Raw genomic sequence first — 11,987 nt, forward strand, 5'->3', positions numbered from 1 at the left:
GCGAAAGAACACCCGCCGTGCCACCCCTCCCCCACACACCGCGGGCGAGATCGGAACGCGTTTCACCCCCCTCCCTTCCCTCCCCCGCAAGGGGGGAGGAGCCCGCGTCGGCTGGGACAGGACGCAGGAGCTGGACTTGGCGGCCTGACCGGTCCTGCGCCCAAGCCGGTGGGGGCTGTGGCGCTGAGCGCGCATAACGCTCCCCACCCACGCAACGTGCGCTCTCCCCCCCTTGCGGGGGAGAGTTGGCGGGGGAGAGTTGGAGAGGGGGGTGAAACGGCCAGGGCGAAAGAACACCCGCCGTGCCACCCCTCCCCCACACACCGCGGGCGAGATCGGAACGCGTTTCACCCCCCTCCCTTCCCTCCCCCGCAAGGGGGGAGAGGGCAGTGTGCGCGGGTGGGGAGCGTTATGCGCGCTCAGCGCCACCGCCCCCACCGGCTTGGACGCAGGACCGGTCAGGCCGCCGTCATGCCGGCCGCGGTCTGGCCCCCGTCCTCCAGATGCAGCGCAAAGCCCGTGGCGCCCGGCGCACCCAGGTCGGGGCGCAGGGTCATGCTGGGGATGAGATAGTCGCCGCCATTCTGCGTGCGGAAGGGTAAAGGCGCGGTGGTGCCGAGCGTGCGCATGCGCTCCCGCAGCTGCTCCGCCAGGGCCTCGAAGCCGGCCTCGTCCAGCCGGTTGGTGTGGTAGGCCACGAACGGCGGCAGCACCGCATAGCCGGGATAGAACAGCACCCCGTGATGAATGGGGAACAGCAGATCGTCGATCGGCCCGTTGACGCCCCGGGCGGAATAATGCGCCTCCCAGCCGCCGGTGGTCACCATCAGCATGGCGCGCTTGCCCGCCAGCCGACCTTCGCCATAGCGGTCGCCCCAGCGGGTGGCGCTGTGCTCGCCCACCCCATAGGCAAAGCCATAGGCATAGACCCGCTCCACCCAGCCCTTGAGGATGGCGGGCATGCTGAACCACCACAGCGGAAATTGCAGGATCAGCACATCGGCCCACAGCAGCTTCTCCTGCTCGGCGATCACGTCGGGGGTGAGGGTGCCGGTGGTGAGCGCCTCGCCGGAGGCGGCGGCGACCACCAGGCGCGCATCCGGCGCCAGAGCGGGAAAGTCGGCCCGGTCCACACTGGCCTTCCAGCCGTCCGCATAGAGATCGGACACCTTCACCTCACGGCCCTGGGCTTCCAGCTCCCGCACCGCCACGTCGCGCAGCGCGCCATTGAGCGAGCGGGGTTCGGGGTGGGCGAACACCAGCAGCACCTTGCGGGGGGAGGTCGTGGGGGCGGGAATGGTCTGGGTCATGGCCTGGGCTCCGAAACGGATGGGTTGCCCGTGACGTAGCCGATGCGGCGCTTATCCGCTATATATCGGCATCAGATAGGATTATGCCGAAAAATGGATAGGTCAGACGTCACCCTGGAGCGCATGCGCACCTTCGTGCGTATTGCCGAGCGCGGCAGCCTGTCGGCGGTGGCGCGGGAATTGGGGGTGGGCCAGTCCACCGTCACCCGTCATCTCAGCGAGCTGGAGGCGGCACTGGGTGTGCCGTTGCTCAGCAGAACCACACGCCGCGTGACCCTGACGGAGGAGGGCCAGCGCTATTATGCCGAAAGCCTCAATATCCTGCGGCTGGTGGAACTGGCGGGCGATGCGGTACGCGACACCCAGCGGGCGGCGGCCGGCACCATCCGCCTGTCCTGTACGGCGTCATTCGGCCTGCTGCATGTGGGGCGGCTGCTGTACGCCTTTCAGGACCGCTATCCCGATATCACCATCGACCTCAGCCTCTCCGATACTCAGGTGGATCTGGTGCGCGAGGGCATGGACATGACCATCCGCCTCGCCCCGCTCACCGACAGCAGCTTGCGGCTGCGCACCTTGGGGCAGTCCCGCCGGGTGCTGGTGGCGGCGCCGCGCTATCTGCAGGCCCATGGCCGTCCGACGCAGCCGCGCGATCTTGCCGCCCTGGAGGGCATTCGCATGACCAATGTGGCCGGCAGCGACATGGTGGTTCTCGCCGCGCCCGATGGCGCGGTCCACCGGGTGCCGTTTGCCGGACGCTTCCGGGTGGATCACGGCCTGGCGGTGCGCGAGGCGGTGCTGGCCGGGCGGGGCATCGCCCAGACCCATCTGTGGCTGGTGGCGGATCTGCTGGCGGCGGGGCATCTGGAAGTGATCCTGCCGGACTATCTCTTGCCGTCGATGCCGCTCAGCATGCTGATCGTGCCCGAGCGCGCGGGCATTTCCCGCGTGCGCCTGCTGGCGGACTATCTGGTGGAGGCCATCGCCACGGTCCCCGGCATGGCGCGTACGCCGGGGGCGTGAGCGGGGCGCCGTTACGCCGCCTTGCCGGTCCAGCGGCCGATGTCGAACGGCTCCAGCGGCACGTCGGTGCGGCCGTCGATGACCAGCTCGCTGAGGATCTGCCCGACGCCGGGGCCAAGCTGGAAGCCATGGCCGGAGAAGCCGAAGGCATGCAGCAGCATGGGGGTGGTGTGGCTCTCGCCGATCACCGGAATATGGTCCGGCATCTCGCCGTCGATGCCGGTCCAGGTGCGGATGACGTTGGCGCCCGAAAGGCGCGGCACCAGCGCGGTGGCGAGCGCCATGGCGGCGCGGGTTTCCTCCGCGCTCGGGCGCGACCAGGGCACGGCGGGATCGCTGGTGCCATTGCCGCCGCCGATCACCACATTGCCGCGCGGGATCTGGCGCAGATAGACATTGCCGCCCACCACGCCCAGGTTCGGCTCCATGAAATAGGGCAAGGGCTCGGTGACCATCATGTTGGGATTGAGCGGCGTCACCGGCACCGGTTCGCCGAACGCCGCCGCCACCGCCCCGCCCCAATAGCCGGCGGTGTTGATCAGCCACGGCGCCCGCCAGGCGGTGCCGTTGGCGATGACCTGGAAGCCGCGCCGGTCATGGGAGAAGGCCGTGACCTCCGCATGCTCGCGGATCTGTGCGCCGGCGGCGCGGGCGGCGCGGGCCAGCGCCGGCACCAGCAGGCGCGGATTGGCCGAGCCGTCCTCGGGGGCCAGCGAGCCCACCAGCGCGGCGGGGCCGAGCCAGGGATAATCGTCATGCAGCGCATTGCGGCCGATGAGGCGCAGCGGCAGATCGTGGCGCTTGGCGATCTCCATATAGGCGATCAGATCGGCTTCCTCGGCGGCGTCGCGCGCCAGCTTCAGATGGCCGCTGACGGTGAATTCCGCATCGGTGCCGGCCAGGTCCTTGAGCGCATGCCACAGGGTCATGGAGCGGCGGGCGATGGGCAGTTCGGCCGGGTGGCGGCCCTGCTGGCGCACGCCGCCGTAATTGACGCCGGAGGCCTGCCCGCCCACCAGCCCGCGCTCCAGCAGCACGCAGCGCACCCCGCGCCGGGCCAGATGCAGCGCGGCCGAGGTTCCCGCGCCGCCGGCGCCGATGATGAGAACGTCGGTTTCGATCCAGGTCATGAGTGGGTCCTGCTCATTCGGCGGCCTGGGCGGTGAAGGGCACCGGCTTCACCGGCGCCTGCGCCCGCAGGCGGCCGATGGCAGCCACGTCCATATGCAACGCGGCGGCGAGGATGTCGGCGCCGGCCTGGCCGCAGACGCGGCCCTGGCAGCGGCCCATGCCGAGGCGGGTGATGGACTTGGCCCGGTTCAACTCGCGGGCGATGCCGGTGGGGGCGGCTCCCGCCATGCCGCGCACCTCGCCGGCGGTCACGCCCTCGCAGCGGCAGACCACGGCGGCGTCGGGCACATCGCGGGCCAATGCGGCGGGGAAGGGAAAGGCCTGTTCCAGTGCCGCGCGGAAGGTGGCCAGCGCCGCGAGCCTGGCGTCCAGTGCCGCCACCGTCGGCGCGTCTACGGCGTGCGCGGTGTCTTCCAGCAGAGCCAGCGCGGCGCGGGCGCCCGCCAGTTCCGCCACCTCGGCGCCGCCGATGCCGGCGCCGTCGCCGGCCAGATAGATCCCGGCCACCGGGGTGCGCCCGGCGCCGTCCCGTTCGGGGATCCAGGCGTGCTGGAGATCGTCGAACCGGAATGGCACCCCGGCCAGATCCGCCAGTTGCGCCTCCGGCTTCAGGCCCCAGCCCATGGCGACCGCGTCGCAGCGCACCGAGCAGGGATAGCCCTTGCGGGTGCGGAAGCTGAGGCCGGTGACCCGCTCGGCAGTGGCTTCGATGGCGAGCGGCTCGATGCCCTCATAGATCTTCACCCCGCGCGCCCGCACCGCGGCCATGTAATACAGCCCCTTGGCGAACACCGCCCCGCCGCCCATGAGCGCGGGCGCGGCCTTGGCCTTGTGGGCGAAGGCGGTGGTGTCCAGCACCGCGGCGATGCGGACGCCGGCTTTGAGATATTGATAGGCCAGCAGCCACAGCAGCGGCCCGGTGCCCAGGAGCGCCACCCGCTCGCCGATGGCGCAGCCCTGGGTCTTCAGCGCGATCTGCGCCGCGCCCAAGGTGGTGACGCCGGGGCGGGTCCAGCCGGGGATGGGGATGATGCGGTCCATGGCGCCGGTGCACAGCAGCGCGGCGTCGAAGCCCACCGTCTCCTGATGGCTGCCATGCAGCAGCTCCAGGGTGCGCGCGCGCGGATCGATGTTCCACACCAAGGTGTCGGGGCGCCAATGGGTCTTGGCCTTGAGGGCGTCGAGGGCGCCGTGCAGCGCATTGGCGCGCTTGGCCTCGAAGCCGTAGAGCGTGCGCGGGTCGCGTTTGAGGCCGGGGGGCGGGCGCTGATAGACCCGGCCGCCGCCATCGGGCGCCTCGTCCAGCCACATGGGCCTGAGGCCGGCGGCCACCAATCGCTCCACCGCCCGCACCCCGGCGGGGCCGGCGCCCACCACCGCGATTTTCATAGCCGCCTCACGCTCATGCCCGGCTCCGCCAGGGTGGAGCAGGCCCGCACCCGGCCGCGGCCGTCCACGTCCACCCAGCAATCCTGGCAGGCGCCCATGTAGCAGAAGCCGGCGCGGGGCTCGTTCAGGAACGGATTGGTATTGAGAAAGCCGCCCTCGGCGCTCAGCAAAGCGGTGAGCAGCGTGTCGCCGGCCTGACCGGTCATGGGCTGGCCGTCGAGGGTCAGCGCGATCTCCGGCCGCGCGGCGTCGCGCACGCGCTTGAGCTTCACAGCATGTCCTCCCGCTGGCAATTGACCAGGAGTTCAGCAATGCTGGCGCTGTTGGGCAGGCGTACCAGGGTCTCCACCAAGGCGGCGATGTCCTCGGGCCGGGTCATCTGGGCGCGGGGCACCTTGCTCACATGCTTGGTCATGTCGGTGTCGACAAAGCCGGGGCACAGCGCGGTGGCGCGGATGCCGTGCTCCCAGCCCTCGCGCCGCACCGCATGGGTCAGCGCCATGAGCGCGAACTTGCTCATGGCATAGCCCACATTCTCGTTGCGCACCCGCTTGCCGGACAGCGACGACACATTCACCACCCGGCCCTCGCCCGAGGCCACCAGATGCGGCCAGGCGGCGCGGATGGCGCGCATGGGGCCTTTGGCATTGAGGGTCCACTGGTCGTCCAGCGCGGTCTCGTCCAGGTCCATCAGGCGGGCCATGGGATTGATGCCGGCGGCATTGACCAGCACGTCGATGCGGCCGAATTCCTTCACGCCGGCGATGACCCAGGCGACGGCGCCATCCGGCGCGGCGGCGTCATAGCGGGTGGCGAACACGCCGGGCGGCACGGTGCCGCGCTTGGGATCGCGCACCCCGGCGCAGACCTCGTAGCCCGCCGCCTTCAAGCGCAAGGCGATGGCGCGGCCGATGCCACGGGTGGCGCCGGAGATCAGGGCCACGCGGCCGGCGGTTTCAAGCATGGGCGATCTCCGAAAGCACCGGCGGGCAGGCGATGCGGCGGCCGGCGCCCGCGTCCGCCAGCACCGGCACGGTGTCGGCGCAGGATGGCAAGGCGCGGGGGCAGCGGGTGCGGAAGGCGCAGCCGGAGGGCGGATTGGCCGGGCTCGGCATCTCGCCGGCGAGGCCCGCCTTGGCCCGCTCGGTCCCGGAGCCATCCCGCGCGTGCATGGAGGGCGTCGCCGCCAGCAGCGAGCGCGTATAGGGGTGCAGCGGATTGGCGAACAGTTCGGCGGCGGGGGCTTCCTCCACCACCCGGCCCAGATACATCACCACCACCCGGTCGCACAGATGGCGCACCACATGCAGATCGTGGCTGATGAACAACAGGCCGAGGCCGAGCCGGGTGCGCAGATCCTTCAGCAGGTTCACCACCTGCGCCTGCACCGACACGTCCAGCGCCGAGACCGGCTCGTCCGCCACCAGCAGGTCCGGCCCGGTGGCCAGCGCCCGGGCGATGGCGATGCGCTGGCGCTGGCCGCCGGAGAATTCGTGCGGCAAGCGCCCCGCATGGGCGGGATCAAGCCCCACCTGGGCCAGGAGTTCGCCGACCTTGGCGGGAATGTCGCCGGCCGGGGCCAGATGATGGATGGCAATGCCGTCGCCGATCTGCGCGCCGATGGAGCGGCGCGGATCGAGGCTGGCGAACGGATCCTGGAACACCAGCTGCATGCGCCGCCGCAGCGCCCGCAAGGCGGGCTTGGGCAGTGCCGCCAGATCGTGGCCGTCGAAGGTCACGCGCCCGGCGCTGGCGGGGGTGAGATGCAGCAGCACGCGGGCGAGCGTGCTCTTGCCGCAGCCGCTCTCGCCCACCACGCCCACGGCCTCGCCGCGGGCCAAAGTGAAGTCCACCCCGCGCAAGGCGAGCACGGTGGAGGCGCGGCCCAAGAGGCCGCTGCGGCCCTTGAAGCCGCGCTCCAAACCTTCGGCCCGCAGCAAAGGCGTTGGTGCGACGGAGGAGGCGGGGGGCACGGGGCTATGGGCGTTCATGCCACTTCCCTCCAGCGGATGCAGCGGGCGGTGTGGCCCGGCCCGACCTCGACCCCGGCGGGATGGCTGGCGTCGCACGTGGGCAGCGCGAACGCACAGCGCGGCGCGAAATGGCAGCCCGGCGGCAAAGCGGCGGGCGAGGGCACGGTGCCGGGAATGGCGGTGAGTTCTTCCGCATCGCTCTCCGGCGCGCTGGACAGCAGGGCAGCGGTGTAGGGATGGCGGGGCCGGGCGAACACCTCTGCCACCGGGCCTTCCTCCACCACTTCGCCCGCATACATCACCACCACCCGGTCGGCGATCTCGCGCACCACCGCCAGATTGTGGGTGACGAACAACAGGCCCATGCCGGCGGCGTCCCCGGCGCCGGCTTCCTGCTTCAGCTCCTGGAGCAGGTCGAGGATCTGCGCCTGCACGGTCACGTCCAGCGCCGTGGTGGGCTCGTCGGCGATCAGCAGGCGGGGGGTATTGGCCACGGCGGCGGCGATCATCACCCGCTGCTTCTGGCCGCCGGAGAGTTCATGGGGGAAGGCGCCGGCGCGCTTGGCCGGGTCCGGCAGGCCCACCTTGCGCAGCAAGTCCACCACCTTGCGGGCGGCGGCCGCGCCGGTGCCCTCGCCATGGGCGAGAATGGCTTCCGCCACCTGCTTGCCGCAGCGGTGCACCGGGTTGAGGCTGGAGGAGGGGTCCTGGAACACGATGGAGATGTCGTTGCCGCGCAGCCGGCGCAACTCGGCTTCCGGCAGCGCCAGGAGATCGCGCACGGTGCCGTCGCGGCCGGTGAAGCTCACCCGTCCGGCCACCGGCGTGATGACCGTGGGCAGCAGGCCCATCACCGCCAGAGCGGTCAGCGTCTTGCCCGATCCGCTCTCGCCCACCAGAGCCACGGTCTCGCCCGGCGGCACGCTGAAGGAGACGCCGCGCACCACATCCAGCGGCCCGGTGCCGGTCTCAAGCCGCAGGGTCAGGCCTTCGATGGCCAGCAGCGAGGGGGCGGCAGTGGGCGCGGGCGCGGCCATCAAGGGGGCGCGGCTGCGCCGGCGCAGGAAGCCGGGAATGGCGCCCACGGCGGCGCCGCGCGGGTCCAGCGCATCACGCAGGCGATCGCACACCACGTTCAGCAGCAGCACCGTGCCGGCCAGCGCCAGGCAGGGCCACAGCAGCAGCAGCGGCGCCTGTTCCATCACCGAGCGGGCGGCGCGGATCATCAGCCCCCATGACGGGGAGGGCGGCACCACGCCGAGGCCGAGGAAGGAGAGGCCACTCTCCAGCATCATGGCGGCGGCGACGGTGAGCGAGAATTGCACCAGCAGCGGCGGGGTGATGTTGGGCAACAGGGTGCGGAACAGCACCCGCCCGGAACTGGCGCCCAGCGCGGTCTGCGCGGTCACATAATCCAGGGTGCGGGCGGTCAGCGTCTCCGCATAGGCCACGCGGGCAAAGCCGGGGGTGAACAATATGGTCAGCACCAGCACCAAAGTCACCGCGCCGGGGCCGAGCAGCGTCACCACCAGCAGCGCCAGCAGCATGGGCGGAAAGCACAGCACCACTTCGGCCAGGCGCACGCTCATCAGTTCGATGACGCCGCGGAAATAGCCGCCCACCAGCCCCAGCAGCGAGCCGATGATGCAGGCAAAGCTGGCGGCCAAAAACGAGACGGTGAGCGAGACCCGCCCGCCCCAGATGATGCGCGAAAGCACGTCGCGGCCATATTCATCCTGCCCCAGCCAATGGCCAGCGGAGGCGCCGGTGAGGCGGGCGGCCACCTGCTGCTTGACCGGATCGGCCAAGGGCAGCAGCGGGGCGGCGGCGACGGTGGCCACCACCAGGGCCAGCAACAGGCCCGGCAGCAGCAGGCGGCGATATTTCGAGGTTTTGGCGGACACGGCGCTCATGCGTGGCGCACCCGCGGGTCAAGGGCTGCGTACAACAGGTCCACGATCAGATTGAGGAACACGAACAGAATGGAGATGGCCAGCACGATGCCCAGCACCTCGGGATAGTCGCGGGCTTCCACCGCCCGCACCAGATAGCCGGACAGGCCCGGCCAGTTGAACACATATTCCACCAGCACGGTGCCCCCCAGCAGCGCGCCCAGATGCAGCGCCACCACGGTCAGCACCGGGGACAGCGCGTTGCGCAGCACATGGCGCAGGATGATGATGCGGGGCTTCACGCCGCGGGCCTGGGCGGCGCGCACATGGTCGCGGCTCAGCACCTCCAGCACCGAGCTGCGGGTGACGCGGAACACCACCGCGCCCAGCCCCACCGCAATGGTGGAGGCGGGCATCAGCAGCAGGATGAAATGCTGCATGGGGTTGCGGGCCAAAGGCACATAGCCGCCCGCCGACACCCAGCCCAGCTTCTGCGCGAACAGGAGAATGGACAGCGTGCCCACCACGAACACCGGCACCGAGAGCGCCACGCCCGCCACCACCGAGGCGATGCGATCCAGAGGCCCGCCCACCCGCAGCGCGGCAGCGGTGCCGAACGGCATGCCGATGGAAAGCGCGATCACCGCGGCGGCGCCGATCAGCTCCAGCGTGCGGGGCAGGCGCAGGGCGATCTCGGAGGCGACCGGATGGTCGTCCTGGAGGGAGGTGCCGAAATTGCCTTGGAACAGCCCCTGCCAATAGGTCAGATATTGCTGCCACAGCGGCAGATCGAGGCCGAGCCGCTCGCGCAATTCCGCCACTGCCGCCGGATCGGGGGCGGACCCGCCCTGGGACAGCAGCAGTTCCGCCGGATCGCCGGGGATCAGATGGATCACCAGGAACACCAGGCTGGCCACCAGCCAGACCAGGGCCAAGGCAACGGCGGTGCGCCGCAGGGCGAAGGCCAGCATCAGCGGGGGCCTCTCATGGGGGGGCTCGTGGGGGAATGGCGGAGGGGAATGAGGTTTCCCCCAGCGGAGGGGGAACCCTCCCCCCTTGCGGGGGAGGGCAGGGAGGGGGGTGAAACGGCCGGGGCCGGGTGGTCGGCCCGATCACCGAAGCCCGCCTGCCGCACCCCGTCGGAGATCACTCCATTGCGCTCACCAACTCTACCCGTTTCACCCCCCACCCCAACCCTCCCCCGCAGGGGGGGAGGGGGCAGGGTGCGCGGGGGAGGAGCAGGTGTCGCGGAGCTTTGGTGCGGCCCGCGTTCGCTCGTTAAGCGATCGTCTGGCAAGCGATCTCCTGGCAAGCGAATTCCAGGCAAGCGATCTGCCCTTCGCGAATAGCGTTCCGTGGGGCGCGCGTTGCCCCTAGCGGAGGGGGCAGGGTGCGCGGGGGAGGAGCACTACGAAAAGCCGACGGAACAGCAGGACGCGCGCGGCCGGCGCTTGGCAGAACGGGTGCCGCGCGCGCCGCCATCACTCAGCCCACGACCGTGGTTTCGAAGGTTTCGCCGGAATAGAAGGTGAGCGCGCCGGGCATGTTGGTGAAGCCGGTCACGTCCTTGCGCATGGCATAGCCCTGGCTGCGCAGCGCCAGACCCACCATGGGCACCTGGTCGATGGCGACCTTTTCCAGCTCGTGATAGATCCCCTTGCGCTTGGTCTCGTCGAACTCCTCGCGGCCGGCCTGGAACAGCTCGGTGATGCGCGGGATCGAGAGGTTGTAGCTGCGCACGTAGGAGGGCGAGAGGCTGCCGTCCACGTACGGCGCCATGCCGTCGGGATCGTTGCTGTCGGTGGAGGTGCCCATCACCGCCATCTCATACTGGCCGCGATTGCCCAGTGCCACGCGGGTGCCCCAGTCCGGCAGGTTCAGTTCGGCGGTGATGCCGACGGCGGCGAGATGCTGCTGCACCACTTCCGCCGTGTCCTTGTGCATGCCGTATTGCGCCGTGGACAACAGCTTGCAGGACAGGCCGCCGCCGAAGCCGGCTTCCGCCAGCAGCTTCTTGGACAGGTCCGGATTGTATGCCCAGCCCTCGGCGAGATCGGCATTGTAGAACGGGCTCGCCTTGGCGATGGGCAGATGGGCCAAAGGCGCGCCGCGGCCGAAGAAGGCGCCCTTGACGATCTCTTCGCGGCGGATGGCATGGGCCACCGCCTTGCGCACGCGGGCATCGTTGAAGGGGGGGCGGGTGCCGTTGAAGATCAGCGACATGAACGGGCCGTCCACGGCGTCGAGCTTCAGGGCCGGGTCCTTCTCGATGCTGGCCATGGCCTGCCACGGCACATATTCGATCAGGTCCACGTCGCCGCTTTGCAGCGCGGCCACGCGCAGATTTTCGTCGGAATAGGCGATCACGCGGATGCCCTTCACCTTGGGCAGGCCGGGGCGGTAGAAGCCGGCATGGGCCTCCAGATCCATGGAGACGCCGCGCTCGGCATCCTTCAGCACGAAGGGACCTGCGCCCACCTGCGCGGTGCCGGTGGAGGACTTCGACATGATCGGCATGTGGTAGCTGGCCATCCACAGCGGCAGCGTCACCGTGGGGTTGCGCGTGACGAAGCGCACGGTCTTGTCGTCCGGGGTCTCGACCTTTTCCAGGCTCTGCATCTCGGTGCGCAGGAAGGCGGTGGATTTCTCCGCCGCCACCTGCTCGATGCTCCATTTCACGTCGGCGGAGGTGACCTTCTCGCCATTGTGGAAGGTGGCGTCGCGCAGCTTGAACACCCAGGCATTCTTGCCATCGGGCGCCCAGCTTTCCGCCAGTTCGCCGCGCAGCTTGCCATCGGGGCCGTAGGACAGCAGGCCGCGATAGATGCACAGCTTCACCGTGGCGGAGGCGGTGCCGGCATTGTTCCAGGGCTGGATGCTGGGCGGGAAGCTGGAGATGCCGAAGGTCAGGATGCCCGGGGTGCGGGCCTGGGCGCCGGGGATGCGCAGCATCGGCACCAGGCCGAGCCCGGCCGCGGCGGCGGCGGTACCCTTGAGAAGCGAGCGGCGGGTAAAGGCGGCCATGTCCATGCTCTCCGGTCGGGCAGGGCGGCACCGCGGTCGCGGGCGGCCCCGGGATTGAACAAAGGTCGGCGTTTCAAAAGTATCGCCGTAAAATATAGCGAGCGCTATATCCCCGGCCTGTATCTGCGGTGGATGCCGTGAAGCTGTGCTGTTGGCCCGCGCGCGACGCCGCGGGCGAGGAAAGACGGGGGGCGTACGGGCGCCCCCCGTCGACCCGTTTGCCGGCAACCTCTCAGGAGCCGGCA

At 70.3% G+C, this 11,987-nt stretch carries 10 protein-coding genes; 1 reads left to right on the forward strand and 9 read right to left on the reverse strand.

Annotated elements, in window-relative coordinates; all coding sequences use genetic code 11:
* Nucleotides 1-458 precede the first annotated feature (458 nt).
* The gene (locus tag AAG816_RS26775) at nucleotides 459-1,310 is read right to left on the reverse strand and encodes an NAD(P)H-dependent oxidoreductase (RefSeq protein WP_341992772.1); all 852 of its coding nucleotides are present in this window, start codon (nucleotides 1,308-1,310) and stop codon (nucleotides 459-461) included.
* Between the two features lie 93 nt (nucleotides 1,311-1,403).
* On the opposite strand from AAG816_RS26775, the gene AAG816_RS26780 reads away from it, so the two are divergent.
* On the forward strand, nucleotides 1,404-2,333 hold the full coding sequence (locus tag AAG816_RS26780; RefSeq protein ID WP_341992773.1) for a LysR family transcriptional regulator: 930 nt from the start codon (nucleotides 1,404-1,406) through the stop codon (nucleotides 2,331-2,333).
* 11 nt (nucleotides 2,334-2,344) lie between these two features.
* Here the strand turns inward: AAG816_RS26780 and AAG816_RS26785 are convergent, their stop codons facing one another.
* The 8 genes from AAG816_RS26785 to AAG816_RS26820 all read right to left on the reverse strand — a co-directional run bounded on the left by AAG816_RS26785 (nucleotide 2,345) and on the right by AAG816_RS26820 (nucleotide 11,742).
* The gene (locus AAG816_RS26785; protein WP_341992774.1) at nucleotides 2,345-3,463 is read right to left on the reverse strand and encodes an FAD-dependent oxidoreductase; all 1,119 of its coding nucleotides are present in this window, start codon (nucleotides 3,461-3,463) and stop codon (nucleotides 2,345-2,347) included.
* 13 nt (nucleotides 3,464-3,476) lie between these two features.
* The gene (locus AAG816_RS26790; RefSeq protein WP_341992775.1) at nucleotides 3,477-4,853 is read right to left on the reverse strand and encodes an NAD(P)/FAD-dependent oxidoreductase; all 1,377 of its coding nucleotides are present in this window, start codon (nucleotides 4,851-4,853) and stop codon (nucleotides 3,477-3,479) included.
* On the reverse strand, nucleotides 4,850-5,125 hold the full coding sequence (locus AAG816_RS26795; protein ID WP_341992776.1) for a (2Fe-2S)-binding protein: 276 nt from the start codon (nucleotides 5,123-5,125) through the stop codon (nucleotides 4,850-4,852). Before AAG816_RS26795 ends, AAG816_RS26790 begins: the two co-directional genes overlap by 4 nt.
* Nucleotides 5,122-5,817 (reverse strand): SDR family NAD(P)-dependent oxidoreductase, encoded by a 696-nt coding sequence (locus AAG816_RS26800; RefSeq protein WP_341992777.1) that lies wholly within the window; start codon nucleotides 5,815-5,817, stop codon nucleotides 5,122-5,124. Before AAG816_RS26800 ends, AAG816_RS26795 begins: the two co-directional genes overlap by 4 nt.
* On the reverse strand, nucleotides 5,810-6,844 hold the full coding sequence (locus tag AAG816_RS26805) for an oligopeptide/dipeptide ABC transporter ATP-binding protein (RefSeq protein WP_341992778.1): 1,035 nt from the start codon (nucleotides 6,842-6,844) through the stop codon (nucleotides 5,810-5,812). Before AAG816_RS26805 ends, AAG816_RS26800 begins: the two co-directional genes overlap by 8 nt.
* Complete coding sequence (locus tag AAG816_RS26810) at nucleotides 6,841-8,739, reverse strand: dipeptide/oligopeptide/nickel ABC transporter permease/ATP-binding protein (protein WP_341992779.1); 1,899 nt, start codon at nucleotides 8,737-8,739, stop codon at nucleotides 6,841-6,843. Before AAG816_RS26810 ends, AAG816_RS26805 begins: the two co-directional genes overlap by 4 nt.
* Complete coding sequence (locus AAG816_RS26815) at nucleotides 8,736-9,689, reverse strand: ABC transporter permease (RefSeq protein ID WP_341992780.1); 954 nt, start codon at nucleotides 9,687-9,689, stop codon at nucleotides 8,736-8,738. Before AAG816_RS26815 ends, AAG816_RS26810 begins: the two co-directional genes overlap by 4 nt.
* Nucleotides 9,690-10,203: 514 nt before the next feature.
* Nucleotides 10,204-11,742 carry an ABC transporter substrate-binding protein gene (locus tag AAG816_RS26820; RefSeq protein WP_341992781.1) on the reverse strand — a complete coding sequence of 513 codons (1,539 nt, stop codon included), beginning with the start codon at nucleotides 11,740-11,742 and terminating at the stop codon, nucleotides 10,204-10,206.
* Nucleotides 11,743-11,987: the final 245 nt, after the last annotated feature.

Origin of the sequence: Azorhizobium sp. AG788, assembly GCF_943371865.1 — a bacterium.
Lineage (GTDB): Bacteria > Pseudomonadota > Alphaproteobacteria > Rhizobiales > Xanthobacteraceae > Azorhizobium.

Excerpts from the sequence above, each read along its gene's own strand:
- AAG816_RS26815 (WP_341992780.1), bottom strand. The coding sequence starts at position 9,689 with ATGCTGGCCTTCGCCCTGCGGCGCACCGCCGTTGCCTTGGCCCTGGTC.
- AAG816_RS26805 (WP_341992778.1), bottom strand. The coding sequence starts at position 6,844 with ATGAACGCCCATAGCCCCGTGCCCCCCGCCTCCTCCGTCGCACCAACG.
- AAG816_RS26780 (WP_341992773.1), top strand. The coding sequence starts at position 1,404 with ATGGATAGGTCAGACGTCACCCTGGAGCGCATGCGCACCTTCGTGCGT.
- AAG816_RS26800 (WP_341992777.1), bottom strand. The coding sequence starts at position 5,817 with ATGCTTGAAACCGCCGGCCGCGTGGCCCTGATCTCCGGCGCCACCCGT.
- AAG816_RS26820 (WP_341992781.1), bottom strand. The coding sequence starts at position 11,742 with ATGGCCGCCTTTACCCGCCGCTCGCTTCTCAAGGGTACCGCCGCCGCC.
- AAG816_RS26775 (WP_341992772.1), bottom strand. The coding sequence starts at position 1,310 with ATGACCCAGACCATTCCCGCCCCCACGACCTCCCCCCGCAAGGTGCTG.
- AAG816_RS26810 (WP_341992779.1), bottom strand. The coding sequence starts at position 8,739 with ATGAGCGCCGTGTCCGCCAAAACCTCGAAATATCGCCGCCTGCTGCTG.
- AAG816_RS26785 (WP_341992774.1), bottom strand. The coding sequence starts at position 3,463 with ATGACCTGGATCGAAACCGACGTTCTCATCATCGGCGCCGGCGGCGCG.
- AAG816_RS26790 (WP_341992775.1), bottom strand. The coding sequence starts at position 4,853 with ATGAAAATCGCGGTGGTGGGCGCCGGCCCCGCCGGGGTGCGGGCGGTG.